The organism is Streptomyces sp. NPDC040622, assembly GCF_055593965.1.
In genome coordinates this window covers 155812-179814 of sequence record NZ_JBVIXD010000012.1, presented here as the reverse complement: position 1 = coordinate 179814, position 24003 = coordinate 155812, and the positions used below count along the sequence as shown (strand labels likewise).

General features: G+C 73.2%; 23 protein-coding genes. 11 read left to right on the top strand and 12 right to left on the bottom strand.

Annotation, left to right across the window (positions count from 1 at the left end):
- Positions 1-49 precede the first annotated feature (49 nt).
- The 5 genes from cimA to ureA form a co-directional block, all read right to left on the bottom strand.
- Positions 50-1654, bottom strand: a complete 1605-nt coding sequence (gene cimA / locus ACZ592_RS32355) for a citramalate synthase (protein ID WP_471585241.1) — start codon at positions 1652-1654, stop codon at positions 50-52.
- A gap of 339 nt (positions 1655-1993) precedes the next feature.
- On the bottom strand, positions 1994-2605 hold the full coding sequence (locus ACZ592_RS32350; protein WP_471585240.1) for a TetR/AcrR family transcriptional regulator: 612 nt from the start codon (positions 2603-2605) through the stop codon (positions 1994-1996).
- Positions 2606-2619: 14 nt separating this feature from the next.
- Positions 2620-3657: an agmatine deiminase family protein gene (locus tag ACZ592_RS32345; protein WP_471585239.1), complete on the bottom strand. Its 1038-nt coding sequence runs from the start codon at positions 3655-3657 to the stop codon at positions 2620-2622.
- 23 nt (positions 3658-3680) lie between these two features.
- A complete protein-coding gene (locus ACZ592_RS32340) occupies positions 3681-5363 on the bottom strand; it encodes an urease subunit alpha (protein WP_471585238.1) in 1683 nt (560 codons plus the stop codon).
- Complete coding sequence (gene ureA / locus ACZ592_RS32335; protein ID WP_471585237.1) at positions 5360-6046, bottom strand: urease subunit gamma; 687 nt, start codon at positions 6044-6046, stop codon at positions 5360-5362. Before ureA ends, ACZ592_RS32340 begins: the two co-directional genes overlap by 4 nt.
- 154 nt (positions 6047-6200) lie before the next feature.
- On the opposite strand from ureA, the gene ACZ592_RS32330 reads away from it, so the two are divergent.
- Together ACZ592_RS32330 and ACZ592_RS32325 are read left to right on the top strand one after the other, a co-directional pair.
- Positions 6201-7649, top strand: a complete 1449-nt coding sequence (locus tag ACZ592_RS32330; RefSeq protein WP_471585236.1) for a cytosine permease — start codon at positions 6201-6203, stop codon at positions 7647-7649.
- 70 nt (positions 7650-7719) lie between these two features.
- Complete coding sequence (locus ACZ592_RS32325; RefSeq protein ID WP_471585235.1) at positions 7720-7917, top strand: hypothetical protein; 198 nt, start codon at positions 7720-7722, stop codon at positions 7915-7917.
- A gap of 96 nt (positions 7918-8013) precedes the next feature.
- Here ACZ592_RS32325 and ACZ592_RS32320 read toward each other — a convergent pair whose 3' ends face one another.
- Positions 8014-8943 (bottom strand): zinc-binding dehydrogenase, encoded by a 930-nt coding sequence (locus tag ACZ592_RS32320; RefSeq protein WP_471585234.1) that lies wholly within the window; start codon positions 8941-8943, stop codon positions 8014-8016.
- A gap of 130 nt (positions 8944-9073) precedes the next feature.
- On the opposite strand from ACZ592_RS32320, the gene ACZ592_RS32315 reads away from it, so the two are divergent.
- On the top strand, positions 9074-9709 hold the full coding sequence (locus ACZ592_RS32315; protein WP_471585233.1) for a TetR/AcrR family transcriptional regulator: 636 nt from the start codon (positions 9074-9076) through the stop codon (positions 9707-9709).
- A gap of 106 nt (positions 9710-9815) precedes the next feature.
- On the opposite strand, the gene ACZ592_RS32310 is transcribed toward ACZ592_RS32315, so the two are convergent.
- Together ACZ592_RS32310 and ACZ592_RS32305 are read right to left on the bottom strand one after the other, a co-directional pair.
- Positions 9816-10907 carry a branched-chain amino acid aminotransferase gene (locus ACZ592_RS32310; RefSeq protein WP_471585232.1) on the bottom strand — a complete coding sequence of 364 codons (1092 nt, stop codon included), beginning with the start codon at positions 10905-10907 and terminating at the stop codon, positions 9816-9818.
- Positions 10908-11153: 246 nt separating this feature from the next.
- Positions 11154-12194 (bottom strand): 3-isopropylmalate dehydrogenase, encoded by a 1041-nt coding sequence (locus ACZ592_RS32305; protein ID WP_471585231.1) that lies wholly within the window; start codon positions 12192-12194, stop codon positions 11154-11156.
- A 198-nt stretch (positions 12195-12392) separates the two neighbouring features.
- On the opposite strand from ACZ592_RS32305, the gene ACZ592_RS32300 reads away from it, so the two are divergent.
- The gene (locus ACZ592_RS32300) at positions 12393-13982 is read left to right on the top strand and encodes a purple acid phosphatase family protein (protein WP_471585230.1); all 1590 of its coding nucleotides are present in this window, start codon (positions 12393-12395) and stop codon (positions 13980-13982) included.
- 10 nt (positions 13983-13992) lie between these two features.
- Here the strand turns inward: ACZ592_RS32300 and ACZ592_RS32295 are convergent, their stop codons facing one another.
- A complete protein-coding gene (locus ACZ592_RS32295; protein WP_399535932.1) occupies positions 13993-14121 on the bottom strand; it encodes a hypothetical protein in 129 nt (42 codons plus the stop codon).
- 205 nt (positions 14122-14326) lie between these two features.
- On the bottom strand, positions 14327-15340 hold the full coding sequence (locus tag ACZ592_RS32290) for a LysR family transcriptional regulator (protein ID WP_471585352.1): 1014 nt from the start codon (positions 15338-15340) through the stop codon (positions 14327-14329).
- Positions 15341-16113: 773 nt separating this feature from the next.
- Between ACZ592_RS32290 and ACZ592_RS32285 the strand changes: the two genes are divergently transcribed.
- The gene (locus tag ACZ592_RS32285) at positions 16114-17118 is read left to right on the top strand and encodes an NADP-dependent oxidoreductase (RefSeq protein WP_471585229.1); all 1005 of its coding nucleotides are present in this window, start codon (positions 16114-16116) and stop codon (positions 17116-17118) included.
- 25 nt (positions 17119-17143) lie between these two features.
- Here ACZ592_RS32285 and ACZ592_RS32280 read toward each other — a convergent pair whose 3' ends face one another.
- Complete coding sequence (locus ACZ592_RS32280; RefSeq protein WP_471585228.1) at positions 17144-17749, bottom strand: GNAT family N-acetyltransferase; 606 nt, start codon at positions 17747-17749, stop codon at positions 17144-17146.
- Between ACZ592_RS32280 and ACZ592_RS32275 the strand changes: the two genes are divergently transcribed.
- The 4 genes from ACZ592_RS32275 to ACZ592_RS32260 all read left to right on the top strand — a co-directional run bounded on the left by ACZ592_RS32275 (position 17748) and on the right by ACZ592_RS32260 (position 21286).
- The gene (locus ACZ592_RS32275) at positions 17748-18353 is read left to right on the top strand and encodes a CDP-alcohol phosphatidyltransferase family protein (RefSeq protein ID WP_471585227.1); all 606 of its coding nucleotides are present in this window, start codon (positions 17748-17750) and stop codon (positions 18351-18353) included. The genes ACZ592_RS32280 and ACZ592_RS32275 overlap by 2 nt on opposite strands.
- Positions 18350-19213: a phosphatidate cytidylyltransferase gene (locus tag ACZ592_RS32270; protein ID WP_471585226.1), complete on the top strand. Its 864-nt coding sequence runs from the start codon at positions 18350-18352 to the stop codon at positions 19211-19213. Before ACZ592_RS32275 ends, ACZ592_RS32270 begins: the two co-directional genes overlap by 4 nt.
- A gap of 113 nt (positions 19214-19326) precedes the next feature.
- Positions 19327-20478 carry a lysophospholipid acyltransferase family protein gene (locus tag ACZ592_RS32265; RefSeq protein ID WP_471585225.1) on the top strand — a complete coding sequence of 384 codons (1152 nt, stop codon included), beginning with the start codon at positions 19327-19329 and terminating at the stop codon, positions 20476-20478.
- Between the two features lie 100 nt (positions 20479-20578).
- A complete protein-coding gene (locus ACZ592_RS32260) occupies positions 20579-21286 on the top strand; it encodes a nitroreductase family protein (RefSeq protein ID WP_471585224.1) in 708 nt (235 codons plus the stop codon).
- Here ACZ592_RS32260 and ACZ592_RS32255 read toward each other — a convergent pair.
- Positions 21265-22428, bottom strand: coding sequence for an alkene reductase (locus ACZ592_RS32255; protein WP_471585223.1), 1164 nt, complete (start codon positions 22426-22428; stop codon positions 21265-21267). The two genes, ACZ592_RS32260 and ACZ592_RS32255, sit on opposite strands and share 22 nt — an antisense overlap.
- 57 nt (positions 22429-22485) lie before the next feature.
- On the opposite strand from ACZ592_RS32255, the gene ACZ592_RS32250 reads away from it, so the two are divergent.
- Both ACZ592_RS32250 and bla read left to right on the top strand, forming a co-directional pair.
- Positions 22486-22851, top strand: a complete 366-nt coding sequence (locus ACZ592_RS32250) for a MerR family transcriptional regulator (RefSeq protein WP_471585222.1) — start codon at positions 22486-22488, stop codon at positions 22849-22851.
- Between the two features lie 191 nt (positions 22852-23042).
- Entirely contained in the window at positions 23043-23969 is a 927-nt protein-coding gene (gene bla, locus ACZ592_RS32245) for a class A beta-lactamase (RefSeq protein WP_471585221.1), read from the top strand.
- Positions 23970-24003: the final 34 nt, after the last annotated feature.

Here is a 24003-nt window from a genome sequence, read left to right as displayed (position 1 = left end):
CCGCGGGGGGTCCCGACGGGCGGCGGCCACGGCGGCGGGCCGCTGGTGTCTAGTCGACCGGCTCGACCCCGGCCCGCAGCAGGCCGAAGGTGTAGGCGTCCTCCAGCGCGCCCCACGAGGCCGCGATGACGTTCTCCGCGACGCCGACGGTCGACCACTCGCCGACGCCGTCGGACGTGGAGATCAGCACGCGCGTGGTGGAGGACGTGCCGTGCTTGCCCTCCAGGATGCGGACCTTGTAGTCGACGAGCTCCAGCTTGGCGAGCTGCGGGTAGATCCGCTCCAGGCCGACCCGCAGCGCCCGGTCGAGGGCGTTGACCGGGCCGTTGCCCTCGGCGGTGGCGACGATGCGCTCGCCCTTGGCCCACAGCTTCACGGTGGCCTCGTTGGCGTGCGTGCCGTCGGGGCGGTCCTCGACGATGGCGCGCCAGGACTCGATGCGGAAGTAGCGGCGGGCCCGGCCCTCGGCTTCCTCGCGGAGCAGCAGCTCGAAGGAGGCGTCGGCGGCCTCGTACGTGTAGCCCTGGAGCTCGCGCTCCTTGACGCGGTCCACGACCCGGCCGATCAGCTCGCGGTCGTCGCCGAGGTCGACGCCGAGCTCCTTGCCCTTGAGCTCGATGGAGGCGCGGCCCGCCATGTCGGAGACGAGCATGCGGATGCGGTTGCCGACGAGGTCCGGGTCGATGTGCTGGTAGAGGTCCGGGTCGACCTTGATCGCGGAGGCGTGCAGTCCTGCCTTGTGCGCGAACGCGGAGACGCCGACGTAGGGCTGGTGGGTCGAGGGGGTCAGGTTCACGACCTCGGCGATGGCGTGCGAGACGCGGGTCATCTCGCGCAGCGCGCCCTCGGGCAGCACCTGCTTGCCGTACTTGAGCTCCAGGGCCGCGACGACGGGGAAGAGGTTGGCGTTGCCCACGCGCTCGCCGTAGCCGTTGGCGGTGCACTGCACGTGCGTGGCGCCCGCGTCGACGGCGGCCAGGGTGTTGGCGACGGCGCAGCCCGTGTCGTCCTGGGCGTGGATGCCGAGCCGGGCGCCGGTGTCGGCGGCGACGGTGCCCACCACGGCCTGGATCTGTGCGGGCAGCATGCCGCCGTTGGTGTCGCACAGGACGACGACGTCGGCGCCGGCCTCGGCGGCGGCCCGTACGACGGACTTGGCGTACTCGGGGTTGGCGCGGTAGCCGTCGAAGAAGTGCTCGCAGTCGACGAAGACCCGGCGGCCCTGGGAGACGAGGTAGGAGACGGTGTCGCGGACCATCTCCAGGTTCTCGTCGAGGGTGGTGCGCAGGGCCAGTTCGACGTGCCGGTCGTGGGACTTGGCGACGAGGGTGATGACGGGGGCGCCGGCCGCGAGGAGGGCGTTGACCTGGGGGTCGTCGGCCGCCTTGGCGTTCGCGCGGCGGGTGGCGCCGAAGGCGACGAGCTGGGCGTGCCGGAAGGTGATCTCCTGCTGGGCCCGCGCGAAGAACTCGGTGTCGCGCGGGTTGGCGCCGGGCCAGCCGCCCTCGATGAAGCCCACGCCGAAGTCGTCCAGGTGCCGCGCGATGGTCAGCTTGTCCGCGACGGTGAGGTTGATGCCTTCGCGCTGCGCGCCGTCGCGCAGCGTCGTGTCGAAGACGTGGAAGGAATCGTCGGGTGTGCTGGTTTCCGTCATGCTGATCTGGCTCCTGTGTCGGATCTCGGTCTACCGGAATGACCGGCTCCACCACCCCCAATGATCCCTCGCGCTCCGTGTCCGGCTGCAGTTGGGCCGGGAAACGAAAAAACCCCTCGCGGGTGCGAGAGGTCTGCGCGCGGGTCGAGGCGACGGTGTCCGCCCGTACGTGATGGATACGAGGCGGTCACTGCGGACCGGCGCGCCTGCTGCCAATAATCATGGCGAACGAGAGCACGGAGGCAGCTTGCCACGCTTCGCCGGCGGGCGGGACCCCGTCTCACGATGCGGGCGGCGCGGTAGCGGGCCGCCCGCACCCCGCGAAGGCGTCGCTCGTCCTCAGCGCGCGCCCGGGACGAGCGCGGCGTCCAGGAACTCCCTCACGTGCGACAGGACGTGGTCCCGTCCGGTCCCCCGCAGCCCGATCGCCACATGGATGGAGAAGCCGTCGAGCAGCGCCCGCAGCCGGGCCGCGAAGCGGTCGGCGTCGACCGGCCCGAACTCGCCGCGCGAGACGCCCTCGGCGAGCAGCGCCGCCAGGTCGCGGTGCCAGGCGCCCTCGATCGCGGCCTGCCGGTCGCGACCCTCCTCGTCGGCGTTGAGGGAGCGGTTCCAGACCTCGAGCCAGAGCGTCCAGTGGGGGTCGCCCGCGGCATCGGGGACGTACAGCTCGACGTAGGCGTCCAGGCGTTCGCGGGCCGTGCCCTGCCGGGCGAGGAGGCGGCCCCGCTCGGCGCCGAGACGTCCCTCGCTCCACTCCAGGGTGCGCAGGAGCAGTTCGTCCTTGGTGCGGAAGTAGTAGAGGAGGTGGCCGGAGCTCATGCCGACCTCGCGGCCGAGCGCGGCCATGGTGAGCTTCTCCAGGCCGCGCTCGGCGATCATCTCCATGGCGGCCGCCAACACGTCCTCGCGCGGCGGGGCGTTCTTCCGCGCGCGAACCTGACCGGCCATCCCGTACTCCTTGGTCACACCTTCGGCTGCTGCTGGGTGATGCAGTGGATGCCACCACCCCCGGCAAAGATCGTACGGGCGTCGACGAGCGTCACCGTCCGGTCGGGGAAGAGACCGCGGAAGATGCCGGCCGCGAGCTCGTCGTGCGGGTCGCCGAAGGCGCACAGGACGACGCCGCCGTTGCAGAGGTAATGGTTGATGTAGGAGTAGTCGACCCAGCCCTCGGCGTCCTTGAGGACGGTCGGCGCGGGCACCTCGACGATCCGCAGGGTGCGGCCGCGCGCATCCGTCTGCCCCGTGAGCGTCGCGACGATCTCCTTGCTGACCTCGAAGTCGGGGTGCGCGGGGTCGCGTTGGGAGTGGACGAGGACCACGCCGGGCGCGGCGAAGGCGGCGACGATGTCGACGTGGCCGAGGGTGCCGAAGCCGTGGCCGGGGTAGTCGGCGGTGAGGCCGCGCGGCAGCCAGATCGCCTTGGAGGTGCCCAGCTGGGCGTGGACCTCCGCCTCGACCTGCTCCCTGGTCCAGCCGGGGTTGCGCTCGGGGCCGAGCTGCACGGTCTCGGTGAGCAGGACGGTGCCCTCGCCGTCGACGTGCAGACCGCCGCCCTCGTTCACGAGCCGCGAGGCGTAGGTGCGCGCGCCCGCCAGGCCGGCGACGTGCGCCCCGATCTTGGCGTCGTGGTCCCAGCGGGCCCACTCCTGCGCGCCCCAGCCGTTGAACGTCCAGTCGACGGCGGCCAGCGCCCCCTTGCCGTCGGTGAGGAAGGTGGGCCCGATGTCCCGCATCCATGCGTCGTCGAGCTGCCGCTCGCTCACCTCGATGTCCGGCCCGAGGAGCTCCTTGGCGTACGTGGCCTGGGCGGGCCCGCAGACCACGGTGACGGGCTCGAAGCGGCGCACGGCACGGGCCACGTTCGCCCACGCGATGCGGGACTCGTCCAGGCCCTCGGGGTCGTCGAAGGTGGGGTTGGGGCACGGCCACGCCATCCAGGTGCGCTCGTGCGGGGCCCACTCGGCGGGCATGCGAAAGCCGTCGGCGGCTGCGGTCATGACGTACACCTTCAGATTCGTGGTCAGAGGAAGTAGAGGCGGTTGAGGGAGACGGAGTCGGCGGGCTCGGAGCGGACCGGGTCGCCGTCGAGGGTGACGAGGCCGGTGCGCTGGTTCACGTCGACGGCTCCGGTGCGGGAGTTCAGGCGCAGGTCGGCGGGGCCGATGCCGCGGGTGCCGCGCACGGCGACCCTCCTGCGGCGGGTGGGCATCGTGTCGTTGCCCTGGTCGACGGCTGCCTGCGCGACGAAGGCCACGGAGATGTCGGCGGGCACGGCGCCGTGGGCCCCGAACAGCGGGCCCAGGACGAGGGGTTCGCAGGTGTCGGTGGCCGCGTTGGGATCGCCGGTGACGCCGAAGGCGGGGAAGCCGGACTTGAGGACCATCTGCGGCTTCGCGCCGAAGTACTGGGGTCGCCACAGGACGATGTCGGCCATCTTGCCGACCTCGATGGAGCCGACCTCGTGGGCGAGGCCGTGGGCGAGGGCGGGGTTGATGGTGAGCTTGGCGATGTAGCGCAGCACGCGCGCGTTGTCGTCGTGCTCGCCGTCGCCCTCCATCGGGCCCAGCTCGGCCTTCATCTTCCCGGCCATCGCGAAGGTCCTGCGGACGGTCTCGCCCGCGCGGCCCATGCCCTGCGCGTCGGACGACGTGATGCCGATGGCGCCCAGGTCGTGCAGCACGTCCTCCGCGCCCATCGTCCCGGCCCGGATCCGGTCCCGGGCCATCGCCGCGTCACCCGGCAGGTCGGTCTTCAGGTCGTGGACGGAGACGATCATCCCGTAGTGCTCGGCCACCGCGTCCCGCCCGAAGGGCAGCGTGGGATTGGTCGACGAGCCGATGACGTTCGGGACGCCCGCCATCTTCAGCACGTTCGGCACGTGCCCGCCGCCGCACCCCTCGATGTGGAAGGCGTGGATCGTCCGCCCTTCCAGCACCTTCAAGGTGTCCTCGACGGAGAGGCATTCGTTCAGCCCGTCACTGTGCAGGGCGACTTGGACGTCGTGCTCCTCAGCGACCCGCAGCGCCGTGTCGAGCGCGCGGGTGTGTGCGCCCATGTCCTCGTGCACCTTGAACCCGGACGCGCCGCCCTCGGCGAGCGCCTCGATCAGCGGGGCGTCGTGGGAGGAGGAGCCGCGGCCGAGGAAGCCGATGTTGACCGGCCAGGCGTCGAAGGCGTTGAACGCGTGCCGCAGCGCCCACGGCGAGTTGACGCCCACGCCCCACACGGGCCCGAACTCCTGGCCGATGATCGTGGTCACTCCGGAGGCCAGCGACGCCTCCATGATCCGCGGCGACAGCAGGTGCACGTGCGTGTCCACGGATCCGGCGGTGGCGATCAGCCCCTCGCCCGACACGATGGACGTGCCGGTGCCGACGACGACGTCGACGCCGTCGAGGGTGTCGGGATTCCCCGCCCGCCCGATGGCGTGGATACGGCCTTCCCTGATGCCGATGGACACCTTGCGGATGCCCTGCACCGCGTCGATGACGACGACATTGCTGATGACGACGTCACAGGTCTCGCGGACCGCCGCCGCCTTCAGATGCAGCCCGTCCCGGGCCGTCTTGCCGAACCCGGCGAGGAACTCGTCGCCGTACCGCTGCGCGTCGGACTCGACCCGGATCGTCAGGCCGGAGTCGCCGAGCCGGACGTGGTCGCCGGCGCGGGGGCCGTGCGTGGAGGCGTACTCATGGGGGTTCACCGGTTCTCCTCCGCTCCGAGGTAGCCGCAGGCGGTGGCCCTGCGCAGGGCCTCTTCCTTCGCGCCGGGCGCGTCCAGCGGGCCGTCCACCAGGCCCGCGAAGCCGATGGCGATCCGCTGTCCGCCGATCGGCAGCAGTCCGACCTCGACGCGCTCGCCGGGGCCGAAGCGCACGGAGGATCCCGCGGGGACGGCGAGGCGCAGGCCGTAGGCGGCCGCGCGGTCGAAGTCGAGCCGGGGGTTGGCCTCGAAGAAGTGGAAGTGGGAGGTCACGGAGACGGGCACGGTCGCCGTGTTGTGGACGGTCAGCGTCACGGCCGGCTCGGCGTCGGCGTGCGGGGGCCCCGGCAGCAGCGCTCCGGGCGCCGCGTCGCCGAGGCCGGGGCCGATCGGGTCGGAGACCACCGCGAGGCGGGACCCGTCGTCGAAGACGGCCTCCACGTGCACCTCGGTCACCACGTCCGCGACGCCGGGCAGCACGTCGTCGGGGCCGAGGACCGCGCGGGCCCGCTCGACGGCCTCGGCGAGCCGGGCACCGTCCCTGGCCGCCTCGCAGACCGTGTCGGCGATCAGCGCGGTCGCCTCGGGGACGTTGAGTCTGAGGCCGCGCGCCTTGCGCGACCTGGCGAGCTCGGCGGCCCCGAAGAGCAGCAGCCGATCGCGTTCGGTGGGCGTGAGTCGCACGCGCCGTACCTCCTTGTTGCACGTTTAGAGCACCACTCTAACTACGAAATCCGCATGCAGGAAGCATTGACGTGCGAGGGCTCCAGGAGTCACATTGAGCGCTGCTCAAACGTGGGGCAATCATCGGGACCAAGCGAGCGTCAGGGGCACCCTCATGCCGATAGAACAGCGCGGAGTCGACACCATCCCGGACGGGGAACGCACCAGCGGCCCCCGCGATCTCGTGTCGATCCTCATCGGCTCCAACCTCTGCCTGGGAGTGATCGTCTTCGGCTGGCTGCCGGTGTCGTTCGGCCTCGGCTGGTGGGAGTCGGTGAGCGCGGTGGTGGCGGGCACGGTGATCGGCACGGCACTGACCGCACCGCTCGCGCTGGTCTCGCTGCGCACCGGGACGAACCTCTCCACGTCCTCGGGCGCCCAGTTCGGAGTGCGCGGCCGGCTTGTCGGGTCGGTCGTGGGCCTGCTGCTCTCCCTCGGCTACACCGCGCTGACCATCTGGATCGGCGGCGACGTGATGGTCGGCACCCTGCACCGCCTGCTCGGCCTGCCGGCCGGCGGACTCTCGTACTCCGTGGTCTACGCCCTGCTCGCGGCGGCCACCGTGACCGGCGCCGTCTACGGCTACCGCGTCCTGCTGCGCCTCTCCCGCGTCCTCGCGGTCGGCATGACGGCACTGCTCGCCCTCGGCGTCATCGCGTACGCCCCCGACTTCACGGCCTCCGCGCTGCCGGGGGCGGGCGGCTACGCGCTCGGTTCGTTCTGGCCGACGTGGCTGCTCGCCCTGGTCGCGGCCGGCCTGTCAGGGCCGATCGCCTTCATCACCCTGCTCGGCGACTACACCCGCTACGTCTCGCCCGCCCGGCACAGCTCCCGCACGGTCCTCGGCGCGGCCTGGCTGGGGCTGATCGCGGGACTGCTGATCCCCCAGCTCTTCGGCACGTTCACGGCGTTCGCGGCCCGCGCCGCCCTGGAGTACGCGGGCGGGCTCGTCGACGCGTCCCCCGCCTGGTACCTGGTGCCGCTGCTGCTCGCCGCCTCCGCGGGCTCGGTCGGCAACGCGGGCCTGATGCTCTACTCCATGGGCCTCGACCTGGACGCGATCCTGCCCCGCGCCTCCCGCGCCCGCGCCACGTACACGGTCGCCGCCGTCGCCACCGCCTGCGTCTTCGTCGGCCACTACGCGTGGGAGGCGCAGGACGCGATGACGTCCTTCGTGCTCCTGCTGACCGCCATCGGCACGCCGTGGGCGGTCATCACCCTGATCGGCTTCGCGCGCTGCCGCGGCACGTACGACGCGGACGCCCTGCAGGTCTTCAACCGCCGTTCCCAGGGCGGCGTCTACTGGTACCGCGCCGGGTGGCACGTCCGGGCCACCGCCTCCTGGGCCCTCGGCGCGGCGGTCGGCCTCCTCGCGGTCTCCCTGCCCTCGTACGAGGGTCCGCTGCTCGACCTGACGGGCGGGGTCGACTGCAGCTTCCTGCTGTCGGGGGTGGTGGGCGGCGCGGCCTATCTGACACTGACGGCCCGGGAGCGGCCCGCCGCCGTCGGGGGCTCGACCACGGACCCGGCCCCGCTGCCCGTCTCCGCGGATCACGTAGCCTGACCGGGACCATGATCAACGGGGATCGCCTCGGCAGCACGGAGATCCCCGCGCCAGTACGGGGAGCCCAGCCATGGAAGAACTCATAGAACTCGGCGTCCGCGCGGCCCGAAGCGCGGGGACCGCGGTCATCGGCCTCGTCGACGTCTTCGGCAGCGGACCGCTCACCCCGGTGGGGTCGAACGTACCGAAGCAGGACGACGCGGCGGGCGACGGATCGAGCGACGGGAAGAGCGGCGACGGGAAGGCCGAGGAGGACGGCGGGTCCTGACCCCAGGGCCGGACCCGCACCCCGCCCCGCCCCGAACCGCCCCGCCCCGCCCCACCCCGGACATCGGCTGCCGACCGCCTCTCAGCCGATGCCCCCTCAGCCGATGTCCAGGATCGCCTTGCCGTGCAGCCGGCGGTCGAGCAGCGCGTCGACCGCCTCCGGCGCCTTCGCCCAGGCACCCCGCCACGCCTGCCCCGCGTCGAGGTCCCCGGCGGCGACCCGGGAGGCCAGCCAGGCCAGGTCGGGGCCGAGGTCCGGGCAGTCCAGGAGGTAGAACGTGGCGATCGTACGGTTGTGGCGGCCGCCGTCGCCGAAGAGTGCCCCGTAGGGGAAGTGTTCGTCGTCGCCGCCCGTGTGGCCGACCGAGACGAGCGTGCCGTTCGGCGCCAACCGACCGAATGCCTCGACCAGTTGATGTCCGGCCACCATGTCCACCACGCCGTCCACCGGCGCGCTCGCCGCCGCGGGCGAGGCGACCACCTCGTGCGCGCCGAGGCGGCGCAGCTCCGCGCCCTGCGCCGCGGGGTCCCGCGTCACCGCGACGACCTCCGCCCCGCCCAGCCGCGCGAGCTGCACCGCGTACCGGCCGACTCCTCCGGTGGCCCCGGTGACGAGGACGCGCCTGCCGAGCAGCGGGCCGATCCGGTTCAGGGCGCGCAGGGCGCTCGCCCCGGCGACGGGGACCGTGCTGATCGCGCCGAGGTCGGCACCCTCGGGCACCGCACCGACGAAGTCCGTCGCCACGGCGCGCAGTTCGGCCCAGCCGCCGGCCTCCCCCAGCGTCACCACGGGCGTACCCGCCGGTGGCCCCGAGCCGTCGGCGGCGGCCCGCTCGACCACGCCCGCCGCGTCCCAGCCGAGCACCGAACCCTCGGGGGAGCCTTCGATGCCCCATTTCACCTCGCCGTAGTTCAGGGAGGTCGCCGCGACCCGGACCAGGGCCTGGTGCGGGCCGGGGACGGGGTCGGGAGCCTCGCCGAGACGCAGTCCACCGGGGGCGGTTCGATCGACCAGGAGTGCACGCATGGCAGGTGAGCCTCTCAGGGAAGGGCAGGCGGGAGCCGGTCAGCCCTGACGGGGCACCGACATGCGCAATAGTGCCACTGAGTGGCAGAAGCCATCAAGGGGCATTCGCTCCCCGGGATACACTTCCGTCATGGACGCCACGGACATCGACCGGCTGCCCCTGCGGGAGCGCAAGAAGCTGCGGACGCGGCAGGCCCTCGTCGACACGGCCCTCGACCTGTTCACGGAGCGCGGCTTCGACGGCGTCACGCTCGACGCGCTGTGCGATGCGGTGGAGGTCAGCAAGCGCACGTTCTTCCGCACGTTCAGCAGCAAGGAAGACGTGGCGATGGCGCCGCTGCAGGACATGTGGGCGGCGTTCCTCGACGAGCTGGCGGCGGCGGAGCCCGCCGCGGGGCAGCCGCTGTTCGACGTCCTGCGGGACGCGCTGCTCGCGGCGCTGGAACGGATGCCGGCCGTGGGCTGGACGGACCGGGTGCTGCTCAGCCGGCGCCTCGCGGCTCTCACTCCGTCCATGGACGCGCACGGGCTGGCCTTCTGCGACCGTACGAGCCGTACGGCGCTGGACGTCGCGCGGGAGCGGTTCGCCCTGCCGGCGGACGCGGAGCTGCGGGCGCGGCTCGCCGTCGACGTGCTGGTCGCGGCGTTCCACCGGGCGCTGGAGGCGTGGGCGCAGGCGCCCGCCCCCACGCGGGACGGCCTGACGGCGTCCCTGCGGGATGCCTGCGGTGCGGTGCCGGGGAGCCTCACTCTCGCGGCGCGTTGACTTCGGCCGCGGCCCCGGCGGGAGCTGCCCGCACGACCCGCGGCGGAAGGCGGACAGCAGAAACCCCGCGCCCCCGAGGGGGACGCGGGGCAACACGTTCAGTGCCTCAGCCGAGCCCGTGCATCCAGCCGTGCCCGTCCTTCGCCGTCCCGCGCTGGATGTCAAGCAGCGCCTCACGGAGCTTCACCGTGACCTCGCCCGGCTCGCCCCCGCTCTGCTGCCACTCGCCCGCGTTGCACTTGACCGTGCCGACGGGCGTGATGACCGCGGCGGTGCCGCAGGCGAAGACCTCGGTGAGGGAGCCGTTCGCGGAGTCGGTCTTCCACTGCTCGATGGAGACGCGGCCCTCCTCGGACTCGTAACCGAGGTCACGGGCGACCGCGAGGAGCGAGTCGCGGGTGACGCCGGCGAGGAGGGAGCCCGTCAGGGTGGGGGTGACGATCTTGTTCCCGTACACGAAGTACAGGTTCATGCCGCCCAGTTCCTCGACCCACTTGTGCTCGACGGCGTCGAGGTAGGCGACCTGGTCGCAGCCCTTCGCGGCGGCCTCGGCCTGCGCGAGCAGCGACGCGGCGTAGTTGCCGCCGGTCTTGGCGTCGCCCATGCCGCCGGGGACGGCGCGCACGCGGTCCTCGGAGAGCCAGATCGAGACGGGCTTCACGCCACCGGGGAAGTAGGCGCCGGCGGGCGAGGCGATGACGACGAAGAGGTACTCGTTGGCGGGCTTCACGCCCAGGCCGACCTCCGTGGCGATCATGAACGGGCGCAGGTAGAGCGACTCCTCGCCGCCGTGCGCGGGAACCCACGCCTTGTCCTGCTTGACCAGCAGGTCGCACGCCTCGATGAACGTGTCGACGGGCAGCTCCGGCATGGCGAGGCGGCGCGCGGACGCCTGGAAGCGGCGGGCGTTGGCGTCGGGGCGGAAGGTGGCCACCGTGCCGTCGGGCTGACGGTAGGCCTTGAGGCCCTCGAAGATCTCCTGGGCGTAGTGCAGGACATTCGTCGCCGGGTCGAGCGCCAGCGGACCGTACGGCACGAGCTGGCCGTCGTGCCAGCCGCGCCCCTCCGTCCACTTGATCGTCACCATGTGATCGGTGAAGTGGCGGCCGAACCCGGGGTTCGCCAGGATCGCCTCGCGCTCGGCGGTGGCCAGCGGCGTCGAGGAGGGCTTGAGCTCGATGGTCGGCGTCGTCGTCATGAGTACTTCGTCCTTCACGTGTGATGGTGACGGACCGCGCTCACATCCGTACGTCCGGTACTAGGACGTCCGAGTTTCCCAGCTGCTTTCACGGCCCCACGTTCGATTATCGCTCGTGGGGTCCCGAGGAAGAAACGGCATGTTTGCGGCCCAGGGGTCGATGGTGACACCCGGGGGCCGGATACGAGAAGCCGCCGGGCGTCTGGCGCGGCCCGGCGGCTTCTGGTCGATCTTGGCGCTGCCGGGTCAGCCCGCCACGCGTACGGCGAGCGCGTCGCCGATCTGCTCGGTGCTGCGCACGGTGTCGCCGCGCTCGGAGAGGTCGGCCGAGACCGCCTCTTCGATGCGGGCCGCCTCCGTCTCGTGGCCGAGGTGGCGCAGCAGGAGCGCGACGGACAGGACGGTGGCCGAGGGGTCGGCCTTGCCCTGGCCCGCGATGTCCGGCGCCGAGCCGTGCACCGGCTCGAACATGGACGGGAACTCGCGGCTCGGGTTGATGTTCCCGGAGGCCGCGACGCCGATGCCGCCGGAGACGGCCGCGGCGAGGTCGGTGATGATGTCGCCGAAGAGGTTGTCGGTGACGATCACGTCGAAGCGCGCGGGGTCGGTGACGAGGTAGATCGTCGCCGCGTCCACGTGAATGTAGTCGGTGGTGACCTCGGGGAACTCCTTGGCCACCTGGTGGAAGACGTTCGTCCACAGGTGTCCGGCGTAGGCGAGGACGTTGTTCTTGTGGACCAGCGTCAGCTTCTTGCGCGGGCGGGCCTGCGCACGGGCGAAGGCGTCACGGACCACGCGCTCCACGCCGAAGGCGGTGTTGACGGAGACCTCGGTGGCCACCTCGTGCGGGGTGCCGGTGCGGATCGAGCCGCCGTTGCCCGTATAGGGGCCCTCGGTGCCCTCGCGGACCACGATGAAGTCGATCTCGGGCTGACCCTTGAGGGGGGTCGCCACGCCGGGGAGCAGCTTCGAGGGCCGCAGGTTGACGTGGTGGTCGAAAAGGAAACGGAGCTTCAGCAGGAAGCCGCGCTCCAGGACGCCGGACGGGACCGAGGGGTCGCCGATCGCGCCGAGGAGGATCGCGTCGTGCTGCTTGAGCGCCTCGACGTCCGCGTCGGTGAGGGTCTCACCCGTGGCGTGGTAGCGCTTGGCGCCGAAGTCGAACTCCTTCGTCTCCAGCTTCACATCCTGGGGAAGGGCGGCGTTGAGGACCTTGAGCCCCTGGGCCACGACCTCTTGGCCGATGCCGTCTCCGGGGATGACTGCGAGATTGATGCTGCGAGACATGTCCGCACCCTACTCCGCGTCCCACGGGATGACATGCGGCGTCCGGCATGCGGACATCCCTGGTCGTCGCGCTCGTGCGTCGCCACGTCGGCCCGCACGGACCCCCGCGGCGCCTCCCGCGCGTACGCCACCACATGGCCACTCCCCCTTCATCTCCAGGTGGGCCGGGAGTTGGGGTCCGCTGGGAAGTTCCCCCTCATGGACACTCCCCACGTCGGCATTCCGGAGCGGCTCGCGGCCAACATGAGCATGCCGGAGCAACACGCCTACCTGCGCGGCACGTTCTCCCGCCGCAAGGTGCTCGCGAGTTCGTTCGCGGCGGCCGGGACGGTGGGCGGCGCGAGCCTGCTCGCGGGCAGTTCGGGCAGCGCCCACGGCGCGGGCCGCCCGGCCGCCCGCCCGCTCGCGGCGCCGTCCGCGCCGGTGCGGGTCGACGGGAAGCTGGTCGCGCCCTTCGGCCGGCATCTGGCCTTCGGCGCCGACCCACGGACGCAGATGCGGGTCTCCTGGCAGGTCCCGTTCGCGGTCAAGTCCCCCTACCTGCGCGTGGGGTCGAAGCCCTGGGAGCTGAGCCAGAAGGTCGAGGCCGAGGTGCGAGACCTGCACACCCCGGCCCTGTCGAAGAAGCTGCCCGCCGTCGAGCAGTACTACCTGCACGCGGCGCTCGACGGCCTGCGCCCCGGCACGACGTACTACTACGGCGTCGGGCACGACGGCTTCGACCCGGCCTCGCCCGAGCGGATGGCGACGGTCGGCACCTTCAGGACGGCGCCCGCGCGGCCGGAGACGTTCGTCTTCACGGCCTTCGGCGACCAGGGCGTCAGCTACCACGCCCTCGCCAACGACCAGGTGATCCTGGGCCAGAACCCCTCGTTCCATCTGCATGCGGGCGACATCTGCTACGCGGACACCACCGGGCACGGCAAGGAGTCGGACACCTACGACGCGCGCGTGTGGGACACCTTCCTCGCGCAGACGGAGACCGTCGCGAAGTCGGTGCCGTGGATGGTGACCACCGGTAACCACGACATGGAGGCCTGGTACTCGCCGAACGGCTACGGCGGCCAGCGGGCCCGCTGGTCGCTCCCCGAGAACGGCTTCGACCCGCAGAACGCGCCGGGCGTCTACTCCTTCCGGTACGGCAACGTCGGCGTCGTCGCCCTGGACGCCAACGACGTCTCGTACGAGATCCCCGCCAACAGGGGCTACACGGAAGGACGGCAGACCGCCTGGCTCGACCGGCGGCTGCGGGAGCTGCGCGCGGACGAGCACGTCGACTTCGTGGTGGTCTTCTTCCACCACTGCATGTACTCGACGTCGACGCACGCCTCCGACGGCGGGGTGCGCGACGCGTGGCTCGAGCTGTTCACGCGGCACCAGGTGGACCTGGTCGTCAACGGCCACAACCACGTCTACGAACGCACGGACGCGATCAAGGACGGCAGGGTCGGCAAGCCCGTGCCGGTCGGCGCGTCGACCGATCCGACGCGCGACGGCATCGTGTACGTCACCGCGGGCGGCGCGGGCAAGGACCTGTACGGCTTCGGCCCCGGGGTGAAGGACAGCTACGAGGGCAACGTCCACGATCACGACCACGTCGTGACCTTCCACTGGACGAAGGCGAAGCTGCCCGACCCGGACACCGTGGAGTGGTCACGGGTGCGCTACACCGGCTTCTCGTTCCTCGCGGTGGAGGCGACGGCCGGTGCGCACCCGAAACTGTCGGTCGCGGCGCTCGCCGAGAGCGGCGAGCGCATCGACCACTTCGAGGTGGTGCGCAGCGCCTAGCGGTCCGGGCTCAGTGGCCCGTCTCGCCGCCGTTGTCCCGGCGGTCGAGGGCTCGCTGGAGAGCGGCGGCGGCGTTCCTGCGCTCGGTGTCGCTGGTGCGGGAGGTGTGGCGGACTCGGCGGGCGGTCGTCTCGGCCATGGGAGATCCACTCCTTGAGGGAAGGGTGTTTTTCGAGACTCCCCCACTACGGCCTGGCGTGTGGGGGGACCCCCAACGGGCGGGGAGCGGTGGAGCGGCAGGGGTTGCCTGCGTGCGGCTCCGGCTCACGGCCGCCATTCGCTTGATCGAGCGAGACGTTCGGCTTCTACAACGCTAAGGGAGGACGGAGCGTCTGTCTCCACAATTACTCGGACTTCCTACTATCTGAGACGGCACTCGCCCGGACACCCTCGGGACGGCCCTCCGTCGGTCCCCTCCGCAAGCCTCTGAGCTCGCGAATCAGGGCCCGGACGGCGATCGAGGCCGCCATTTCGGGCGTGGTGACGTAGCCCACGGAGCGGGTGGGGCGCTCCGTTCCGAGATCAGTGATCTCGACAGTGTCCGGTGCTCCGGTCAGGGAGAGGGCGGGCATGATCGCCATACCGTGACCGTTGCTCACCATCGAGAGCACCGCTCCGTCGTCCTCGGCCAGGACGGTCGCCCGGGGGATCCAGTCCTGCCTGCGCCACCACGCCCGCGTGTACGAGCCGCAGTTCTCGTGCCAGTCCACCAGCGGCAGTGCGCGCGGGTCGGGGTGGCCCGCCGGGTGGACCAGCGCGTACGGCTCTTCGAGGAGTACGTCGCCGACGAGCCCGGCGGGCACGGGCGGTGTCGCCCCGGCCGCCGTCCCTCCGGCCGCCGTCGCCCCGGCCGACGTCCCCCCGATCGTCGCGATGCCGATGTCCGCCCGCCCCTCGGCGACCTCGCCCGCCGTCCCCGCGCCCAGCTCGCGCACCACGCGTACCTCCGGCTCGATGCCGGGGTGGCGGGTGGCCAGGCGTTCCAGGGCGGCCGGGAGCAGGTGCAGGGCGGCGCTGCGGAAGGCGGCGATGCGCAGCGTCCCCTTCACCGGGCCGCCGGTGCCGCCCGCGCCCGGCTGGGCAGCCCGCTCGGCCCCGCGCGCCTCCGCGACGAGGGTGTCGAGCAGCCGCAGCACCCGCCGGGCGTGCGCGGCCGCGACGGCACCCGCCGGCGTCGGCGTCGCACCCTTCCTGCCGCGTTCGAAGAGCACGGCACCGATCTTGCGTTCGATGCCGCGGACGGAGTGGGAGACCGCCGACTGCGTCAGGCCGAGCACCTGCGCGGCCGCCGAGAAGCCGCGCTCACGGTCGACGGCGACCAGAATCCGCAGCTCGTGCGGCGCGAGGTCGGCGGGCAACGAGGCGGTGGCCCTGGCGGGCGGCGACGAGCCGGGCACCCCGGTGGCCGACGACGAGGCGGCGACCTCAGCCGTCCGCGACACGACAGTGGCCCGTGCGGGCAGCGAAGACGCGGTCGTCCCGGCGGACCGCGACGCAGTGGCGCCCCGTACGGCGGGCAACGAGGCGGCGACCCCGGCGGGCAGCGACGAACCGGGCACCTCGGTGGCCGACGACGAGGCGGCGACCTCAGCGGTCCGCGACGCGGTGGTCGTCCTGGCGGGCGGCGAAGACGCGGTCGTCCCGGCGAACCGCGACGCAGTGACGCCCCGTACGGCGGGCACCGAGGCGGCGACCCCGGCGGGCGGCGACGAGCCGGGCACCCCGGTGGCCGACGACGAGGCGGCGACCTCAGCCGTCCACGACACGGCAGTGGCCCGTGCGGGCAGCGAAGAAGCGGTCGTCCCGGCGGACCGCGACGCAGTGACGCCCCGTACGGCGGGCACCGAGGCGGCGACCCCGGCGGGCGGCGACGAACCGGGCACCCCGGTGGCCGACGACGAGGCGGCGACCTCAGCGGTCCGCGACGCGGTGGTCGTCCTGGTGGGCGGCGAAGACGCGGTGGCGCGGGGAGTCTGTGAACCGGCGGTGGCCCCTGCGGCGCTGCCCCGACCCGGGAAGGCGGACGTCGTCACGCTGTTCACCTGCTTCTATGAGGGACCCTCATGGGGCGGGCCGTTCCATGAGCGCAACCCACTGCCCGGCCCCCGCATTCCTTCCTACCGTCACGGACATGACCGAGACCGCACTCACCGTGCACCAGACCGCCCGCCCCCACGGCTTCCCCACCCCCGGCCACTTCGCCTTCGTGGAGTCCCCGCTCCCCCGGCCCGCGCCCGGCACCGCCCTGGTCGAGAGCCTCTACTGGTCCGTCGACCCGTACCACCGCGAGATGATGGACGGTGACTTCGCGCTCCACGCCCCGCTGGAGGGCCGCACCCTCGGCCGTGTCGTGGAGTCCCGCGTCCCCGCGCTGCCCGAGGGCGAGATCGTCCTGCACCGGCAGGGCTGGCGCACGCACGCCGTGGTGACGCCGGACGAGGTGCGCCGCCTGCCCCGCTTCGACGGCGTGCCCCTCTCCGCCTACCTGAGCATCCTCGGCGGCACGGGCCTGACCGCGTACGTCGGCCTCACCCGCATCGCCGAACTCCGCGAGGGGCAGGACCTCTTCGTCTCCGCGGCGGCGGGCGGCGTCGGCACGGCGGCCGGGCGCCTCGCCCGGCTGATGGGTGCGGGCCGCATCGTCGGCAGCACGGGCACCGCGGCGAAGGCGGCCCACCTGACCGAACACGTCGGCTACGACGAGGTCTTCGACCACCACGCGGGCCCCATCACGGACCTCCTGGCCGACGCGGCCCCCGACGGCATCGACCTGTACGTCGACAACGTGGGCGGCGAACACCTGGAGGCCGCGATCTCCGCCCTGCGCGAGCGCGGCCGGATCGTGCGGATCGGCACCATCGCGCAGTACAACGCGACGGGCGCGCCGTACGCCCTGCGCAACCTCCCCGACATCGTCGAGAAGAGCCTGCGCATGGAGGGCTTCCTCGTGCGCGACTACCCGCACCTGCAGGAGGAGTTGTACGAGTTCGTGGTGCCGCACCTGCAGAGCGGCCGCATCCGGCTCGACGAGACGGTGGTCCAGGGGTTCGACCGGATCGTGGAGGCGTTCCTGGGGATGCTGCGCGGCGAGAACCTGGGAAAGATCATCGTGCGGGCGTCGGGGGCCGGGAGCTGACGCCCGTACGCCCCTTCGGCGCGCGTCAGTACACATCTCCGTCGCGCCAGTCGATGAGGAACTCGTGCGCCGGGTCCAGATCCGCTCCCCACAACAGCGGCGGGTCCTCCTCCGGCATGTGGACGACGCCCGCCGGGCCGAGCGTGCCGACCGCGCCCTGCCACTCCTGCCAGCCGCGCGCGAGATAGAGCCGCTTCCCGTCGGAGGAGGCCGACAGCGCCCCCAGCGCGTACGCCCCGTCGACGACCCGCTCCAGGGCGCCCATCACCTGTCCGCCGAGACCCTGGCGCTGCCGGTCGGGGCGGACGGCGACCGCCTCGACGTAACCGACGCGCAGCGAACGGCCGTTGTGCAGGATCCGCCGCTGCACCACGGAGCCGTGCGCGAGCAGGGTGCCCGCCCCGTCGTCGACCAGGGCGTGGATGCCACCGAGGCCGTGTTCCCAGTCCTCGTCGCTGAAGTCGCCGTCGAAGGCCATGTCCATCAGGGCGCGCGCGGCGCGCAGTTCGGCGGCCGTCAGATCGCTGGTGTGGGCGGTACGCAGGGGGTTCACGTCCTCACCGTACTCAGGCCGCAGCTGAGTACGCACCCCGATTCGGGCGCGCCCGTCCGGCGGCAGAGTCGTTCCCATGAACGGCCTCTACGCTCTCAAGCCCTGGTACGCGGACAAGTTGTCCGGCGTGCGTGCGGCGCTCGTCCGCCGCGAGGTGTCGCCCGACACCCTGACGCTGGCGGGCGTGGTGTGCGCGGCGGGCGCCGCCGCCTCCCTCGCCCTGCTGCCCTTCGGCGTCTCGGCCCCGCTGGTGGCGGTGCTGCTCGCCGCACGCCTGGCCTTCGCGAACCTGGACGGCGCGCTCGCCCGTGACGCGGGCCGTACGACGCGCAGGGGCGCCCTGCTCAACGAACTGGGCGACCGCGCGGCCGACTTGGCCGTCCTCGCGGGCTTCCTGGCACTGGCCCCGCTGTGGCTGGTGGCGACGGCGGGCCTCGCGGCGACGCTGCCGTCCTGGGTGTCGCTCGCGGGCGCCGCCGCGGGCGCGGGGCGCCTGAACGGCGGCCCGGTCGGCAAGACGGAGCGCTGCGCGCTCGTCGTGGTGGCGGCGGCGTCCGGCTGGGTGGTGCCGGTCCTCGTGGTGATCGCGGCGGGCTCCGCGCTGACGGCGGGGCTGCGGCTGGCGCGGCTCTGGCGCGAACTGGGCACTCCCGCCCCGGCCGGCGCGGGCGGTGCGCGATGAGTGCGGCGTTCGTCGCGGGCGAGGTGGCGGGGCGGGCCCTGCCGGTGGTCGCCGGGGTGCTGGGCGCGGGCGGGGTGGCCGTGGCGGCGCTGCCCTCGCGGGTCGGGATGCGGGCGGAGCTGCGCAAGCGGTGGCGGACCTGGGCGCTGGCCGCACCGCTCTTCCTCGGGGCGTTCCTCGTGGGGCGGGCGGGGGCGTGCGCGCTGGCGGCCGGGCTCGGAGTGGTCGCGGTGGGCGAGTACGCGCGGATGGCCGCACTGTCCCGGGGCGAGCGGACGGTCCTCGGCGGCGCGGCGGTGGCCCTGCCGGGCCTCGCGTGGGCCGCGCCCGGCGCCCTCGACCTGCGCACGGCCGGCGTCCTGCTGATCGCCGCCGCGGCGGTGCCGCTCTTCTCCGGAGACTCCTCCGAGGGCTTCACGCGCGCGTGCCGCACGGTCTTCGGGCTCCTGTGGATCCCCGTCTCGCTCAGCGGGCTCGTCCTGCTCGGCGACACGGCGGTGGCGGTGGGCGTCGCGGTGGCGTTCGGCGACGTCGGCGCGTGGTGCGGCGGCACGGCGCTCGGCCGCGGCGGGCCGCTCGCACGCCCGCTGTCCCCGCTGTCTCCCCGCAAGACCTGGGCGGGCGTCGTGGGAGCCGCCGCGGCGACGGCCGCCGCACTGGCCGCGCTCGGCGCGTTCTCCCCCGCGCTGTGGGCGGCGGTGCTCGTCGGCGGTGTTCTCGGCGACCTCCTGGAGTCGATGGTCAAGCGCGAGGCGGGCGTGAAGGACGCGGGCAGCTGGCTGCCGGGCTTCGGCGGCCTGCTCGACCGGATCGATTCCCTGCTGGTGGCGCTGTTGCTGACGATGGTGGTGACGTGGTGAGCACCGAGGGACAGCGGCCGGCGCCGGGCGCGTGTCCAGCCCGCCCGGCGCTTGAGGACGAGCGCGGCGGAGCCGGTGACCGACCGGGCCCCGGGCCCGCCGCGAGGATCTCCATGGCCTCGGTACTGCGCCGCGCCCTGTGGTGGACGCTGCTCACGCTCACCGGCGGTGTCGAGCGCCGGGGCCGGCTCCCCCGCGGCGGCTGCGTCGTGGTCGCCAACCACTCCTCGCACGCCGACACCGCGGCCCTGCTCGCCGCGCTGGACGCCCGGCACGCCCCGGCGATCGGCGCGGCGGCCGACTACTGGTTCGCCTCACCGTGGCGGCGGCGGATCTGCAGCCGGCTGGCGGCGGGCTTCCCGGTGCGCCGCACCGGCGGCGGCATGGCCGACCTGCTGGCCAGGTCGGCGGAGCTGCGGGCGGGCCGTGCCGTGGTCCTCTTCCCCGAGGGCACCCGCGCACGGGACGGCGAGCTGGGGTCCTTCCACCGCGGGGCGCTCGTCCTCGCGGAGCACGCGGGCGTGCCGGTCGTGCCGGTCGCCATCGCGGGCACGGACCGGCTGCTGCCCAAGCACGGCAGGCTCCGCCCGGCCCTGGTACGGGTGGCCGTCGGCGCGCCGCTGCCCGCGTCGGCCACGCCGCCGGAGGCCCGCGACGCGGTGGCGGCCCTGCACCTTCGTACGACGTCCGAGCCTCTCGCCGACTCCCGCGCGCGCGGGCGGATCGCCGCGGTCGCGGGCTCCCGTGCCGGTCTGGCGCTCGGCTTCGCGTGGGCGTGCGCGGAGGCGCTGAGCTGGCCGCTGATGCCGGAGCTGTTCCTGGCGATCGCGTGCGTGGCGGTGCCGAGGCGGGCCCTGAAGCTGTCGCTCGCGGCGCTCGCCGGCAGCCTCGTGGGCGGCCTGCTCGCCCTCCAACTCGCCGCGTCGGGCGTGCGGTTGCCGCAGCCCCTCACCACGGACCGGATGCGGGCCGAGGTCCGCCACGAGCTCTCCGTCGAGTCGGCGGCGGCCGTCCGCCGCCAGCCCTGGAACGGCATCCCCTTCAAGGTGTACGCACGCGAGGCGGGCCGCGCCGACGTCGCACCGGCCGCCTGGCTGGCCCGGTCGGCGCTCTCGCGCGGTTCCCGCACGCTCACGGTGGGCCTGGCCTTCGGCGCCTTCGGGTTCCTGGCGCACCGGATGCGGCGGCACTACGGGCTGTATCTGGTGCTGCTCGGCGGTGGGTTCGCCGTGGGGCTCGCGCTGATCGTGGCGGGCTGGAGCTGATCCGGCGGGTACCGCCTCCGATCGCACCCTTGCGGCCGACGGCGGCGCGAATTGGTCTGCACCATGGCGCGGGCGCGGCCCCCCGGCGCAGAATCTGACCATGTCTGAGACCGAAGAGCAGCAAGAGTGGACCCCCATCCACGGCGAGCCGTACCGCTCCGTCCCATACCGCCCCGCGCGCATGCCGGAACCCGAATCCCTCGCGCACGCGGCCGAGTTGAAAGAGCGGATGCAGGAGCGCCGGACGGTGCGGCAGTTCGCGCCGGACCCCGTGCCCGCGCAGGTCGTCCGGGATGCCATCGCGTGCGCGGCGACGGCGCCGTCCGGCGCGCATCAGCAGCCGTGGACGTTCGTCCTCGTCCAGGACCCGGAGATCCGCCGCGCCATCCGTGCGGCGGCCGAGCACGAGGAGCAGATCTCCTACGACGGGCGGCTCGGCGAGGAGTGGCTCGCGGCCCTTCGTCCGCTCGGCACGGACGAGGTGAAGCCGCACCTGACGGACGCGCCCGCGCTGATCGTCGTCTTCCAGCAGCGGTACTGGCTGGGCGAGGACGGCACCAAGCACAAGCACTACTACGTCGACGAGTCGGTCGGCATCGCGGTGGGGATGCTGCTCTCCGCGCTGCACCTGTCCGGCCTGGCCGCGCTGATCCACACCCCGAGCCCGATGCGGTTCCTGTCCCAGGTGCTGGGCCGCCCGGAGAACGAGAAGGCGTTCGCGGTGATCCCCGTGGGGTACCCGGCGCCGGACTGCCAGGTCCCCGACCTCGTGCGCAAGTCGCTCGATCAGGTACTCGTGGAGGTCTGAGCAGAGGTCTGAGCAGAGGCCTGAGCAGACACCAGCTCCCGCTCCACGAAGGGGTGGTCCGCCTCCATGAACGGGTAGTCCGTGTAGCCGCGCGCGCCGTTCGTGTACAGGTGGGCCGCGTCGATCTCCTGGAGCGGCGCGCCCACCGCGAGGCGCTGGGGCAGGTCGGGGTTGGAGATGAACGCCCGCCCGTAGGAGACGAGGTCGGCGAGGCCGGACGCGAGGACGGCCTCGCCCGCCTCCTTGGTCGTCGGGTCGCCGTTCTCGCCGACGTTGCCGATGAGCAGGCCGTGCCAGTGGGGGCGCAGGTCGGCGAGGGCCGGGTAGCGGTCGTTGTCGGTGAGGTGGAGGTAGGCGAGGCCGAGGCCGTCGATCTCGTCGAGCAGCGCGCGGTAGACGGGCCCGGGGTCGGCCTCGGCCATGCCGAACTGCGGGTTGCCCGGTGAGAGGCGCAGGCCGAGCCGTTCGGCGCCGATGGCGTCGGCGGTGGCGCGGACGACCTCGACGGCGAAGCGGATGCGGTCGGCGATCGAGCCCCTGCCGTACGCGTCGTCGCGGAGGTTGGTGTTGTCCGCGAGGAACTGGTGGATCAAGTAGCTGTTGGCGCCGTGCAGTTCCACCCCGTCGAAGCCGGCGGCGACGGCGTTGCGGGCCGCGTCGGCGAAGTCCTGGACCGCGGTGCGGATGTCGTCGAGGGTCATCTCGCGCGGGGCGAGGTAGTCGGGCTTGGTGCCGTCCGGGCCGTGCGCGTGGCCGGGCGGGGTCACGGCGGAGGGGGCGAGCGGCAGGTCGCCGTCGATGCGGGCCAGCGGGTGGCCGTTGCGGCCGCCGTGCATCAGCTGGGCGTATATCCGGCCGCCCGCGGCGTGCACCGCGTCGGTGACGCGCCGCCAGCCCTCGATGTGCGCGGCGGTCTGCAGCCCCGGGTAGCGCCAGCCGCTCTGGCCCCGGCTGCTGGGCCAGATGCCCTCGGTGACGATGAGTCCCGCGCTCGCGCGCTGGGCGTAGTGGTCGGCGACGACGGGCAGCGGAGTGCCGTCGTCGGCGGCGCGGGCGCGGGTCATGGGGGCCATGACGAGGCGGTTGGGGAGGAGGCCGATGGGGCCGGCGGAATAGGGGGCGAGGAGCGTCTTGTTCGTCATGCCGGAAAGGTAGGACCTGACACCGGTGTTAATTTCAAGTGCGGAGGCCGCGGCGGCATGAGGATCGGCGAGCTGGCGAAGCGTACCGCTGTGAGCGAGCGGTCCCTGCGCTACTACGAGAAGCAGGGCCTGCTGGCCGCGGACCGGACGCCGGGCGGCCACCGCGACTACCCACAGGCCGCGGTCGACCGGGTCGTACACATCCAGGAACTGTTCGCGGCGGGTCTGTGCAGTGCGAAGATCGCCCAACTCCTCCCGTGCCTGCGGGACAAGGACGGCGGCCCGTCCACGAAGGCGACGCCGTGGCTGGTCGACGAGCTGTCCCGGGAGCGCGGCCGCATCGACCGCCAGGTGGCGGAGCTGCTGCGGGCCAGGGAGGTCCTGGACGAGGTGATCACGGCGGCGACCGTGCAGACCGGCTGAACGCCCCCCCGGGGATCTCGCCGCGGAGCGAGTGATCTCCCCGCGGTACGGGCGGGTACCGCCCCTGCAGGCACCCGGCCCGCCCGAACGGGCAGGCCGGCCCACCCGAACGGGCAACCCCGCCGCCCGGGCCCACACCCGCCCCGCACGCCCCTCCCGCCCCCGGCGCCGCCCCCGGTACGGTCGGGATCATGACCTCAACTCCCTCCCGCAGAACGCTTCTGGGAGCCGCGGCCGTGGCCCCCGTGCTCCTCTCGGTGCCCGGCACCGCACACGCGGCGGGCGCCGCCCCGGCCCCCGGCCCCGACACCGCGTCCGGCGCCGCGCACGACGTGAACCGCCGCCTGCGCGAGCTCGAAGAGAGCTACCCAGGCCGCATCGGCGTCCACGCCCTGGACACCGGCACCGGCAGAGCGGTCGGCTACCGCGCGCACGAACGCTTCGCGATCGCCTCGACGTTCAAGGTCCTTGCCGCCTCGGCGATCCTGCGCAGGGCGCGGGAGCGGGAGCCGGGCCTGCTCGACGTGCTGATCCGGTACAGCCGTGCGGACCTCGTCGCGGCCTCGCCGCGCACCGAGCTGCACCTCGAAACCGGCATGACCGTACGGGAGTTGTGCGACGCGACCATCACGTACAGCGACAACACGGCCGCCAATCTGCTGATGCGGCGGCTCGGCGGCCCCTCCGCCATCACCGAGTTCGCCCGCTCGCTCGGCGACTCCCGCACCCGCCTGGACCGGTGGGAGACCGACCTCAACACCAACCTCCCCGGCGACCGGCGGGACACCACGACCGCGGCGTCCATGACCGCGAACCTGCACGAGCTGGTGCTCGGGGACGCCCTCGACCCGCTGGACCGCGGGCAGCTGACCCGGTGGCTCCTGGAGAACACCACGGGCGACAAGCGGATCCGCGCCGGCCTCCCGAAGGGCTGGCGGGTCGGCGACAAGACCGGCTCCCCCGCCTACGGAGGGGTCAACGACGTGGCCGTCGCCTGGCCGCCGCAGGGCAGGCCCCTGATCGTCTCCGTCTACACGACGCGCCTCGACCCGGACACCCCCGGCGAGGACCGCATCGCCGAGGACATCACGCGCATCGTCGTCGACGCGCTCGGCTGACCCCGGACACGACACCGCCTCCGACCGGGGTGGG

What these genes read in the sequence shown, in the direction of transcription:
- cimA (WP_471585241.1), bottom strand. Translation starts at nt 1,654, where the DNA reads ATGACGGAAACCAGCACACCCGACGATTCCTTCCACGTCTTCGACACG.
- ACZ592_RS32350 (WP_471585240.1), bottom strand. Translation starts at nt 2,605, where the DNA reads ATGGCCGGTCAGGTTCGCGCGCGGAAGAACGCCCCGCCGCGCGAGGAC.
- ACZ592_RS32345 (WP_471585239.1), bottom strand. Translation starts at nt 3,657, where the DNA reads ATGACCGCAGCCGCCGACGGCTTTCGCATGCCCGCCGAGTGGGCCCCG.
- ACZ592_RS32330 (WP_471585236.1), top strand. Translation starts at nt 6,201, where the DNA reads ATGCCGATAGAACAGCGCGGAGTCGACACCATCCCGGACGGGGAACGC.
- ACZ592_RS32325 (WP_471585235.1), top strand. Translation starts at nt 7,720, where the DNA reads ATGGAAGAACTCATAGAACTCGGCGTCCGCGCGGCCCGAAGCGCGGGG.
- ACZ592_RS32320 (WP_471585234.1), bottom strand. Translation starts at nt 8,943, where the DNA reads ATGCGTGCACTCCTGGTCGATCGAACCGCCCCCGGTGGACTGCGTCTC.
- ACZ592_RS32315 (WP_471585233.1), top strand. Translation starts at nt 9,074, where the DNA reads ATGGACGCCACGGACATCGACCGGCTGCCCCTGCGGGAGCGCAAGAAG.
- ACZ592_RS32310 (WP_471585232.1), bottom strand. Translation starts at nt 10,907, where the DNA reads ATGACGACGACGCCGACCATCGAGCTCAAGCCCTCCTCGACGCCGCTG.
- ACZ592_RS32305 (WP_471585231.1), bottom strand. Translation starts at nt 12,194, where the DNA reads ATGTCTCGCAGCATCAATCTCGCAGTCATCCCCGGAGACGGCATCGGC.
- ACZ592_RS32300 (WP_471585230.1), top strand. Translation starts at nt 12,393, where the DNA reads ATGGACACTCCCCACGTCGGCATTCCGGAGCGGCTCGCGGCCAACATG.
- ACZ592_RS32295 (WP_399535932.1), bottom strand. Translation starts at nt 14,121, where the DNA reads ATGGCCGAGACGACCGCCCGCCGAGTCCGCCACACCTCCCGCACCAGC.
- ACZ592_RS32285 (WP_471585229.1), top strand. Translation starts at nt 16,114, where the DNA reads ATGACCGAGACCGCACTCACCGTGCACCAGACCGCCCGCCCCCACGGC.
- ACZ592_RS32275 (WP_471585227.1), top strand. Translation starts at nt 17,748, where the DNA reads ATGAACGGCCTCTACGCTCTCAAGCCCTGGTACGCGGACAAGTTGTCC.
- ACZ592_RS32280 (WP_471585228.1), bottom strand. Translation starts at nt 17,749, where the DNA reads ATGGGAACGACTCTGCCGCCGGACGGGCGCGCCCGAATCGGGGTGCGT.
- ACZ592_RS32270 (WP_471585226.1), top strand. Translation starts at nt 18,350, where the DNA reads ATGAGTGCGGCGTTCGTCGCGGGCGAGGTGGCGGGGCGGGCCCTGCCG.
- ACZ592_RS32265 (WP_471585225.1), top strand. Translation starts at nt 19,327, where the DNA reads ATGGCCTCGGTACTGCGCCGCGCCCTGTGGTGGACGCTGCTCACGCTC.
- ACZ592_RS32260 (WP_471585224.1), top strand. Translation starts at nt 20,579, where the DNA reads ATGTCTGAGACCGAAGAGCAGCAAGAGTGGACCCCCATCCACGGCGAG.
- ACZ592_RS32255 (WP_471585223.1), bottom strand. Translation starts at nt 22,428, where the DNA reads ATGACGAACAAGACGCTCCTCGCCCCCTATTCCGCCGGCCCCATCGGC.
- ACZ592_RS32250 (WP_471585222.1), top strand. Translation starts at nt 22,486, where the DNA reads ATGAGGATCGGCGAGCTGGCGAAGCGTACCGCTGTGAGCGAGCGGTCC.
- bla (WP_471585221.1), top strand. Translation starts at nt 23,043, where the DNA reads ATGACCTCAACTCCCTCCCGCAGAACGCTTCTGGGAGCCGCGGCCGTG.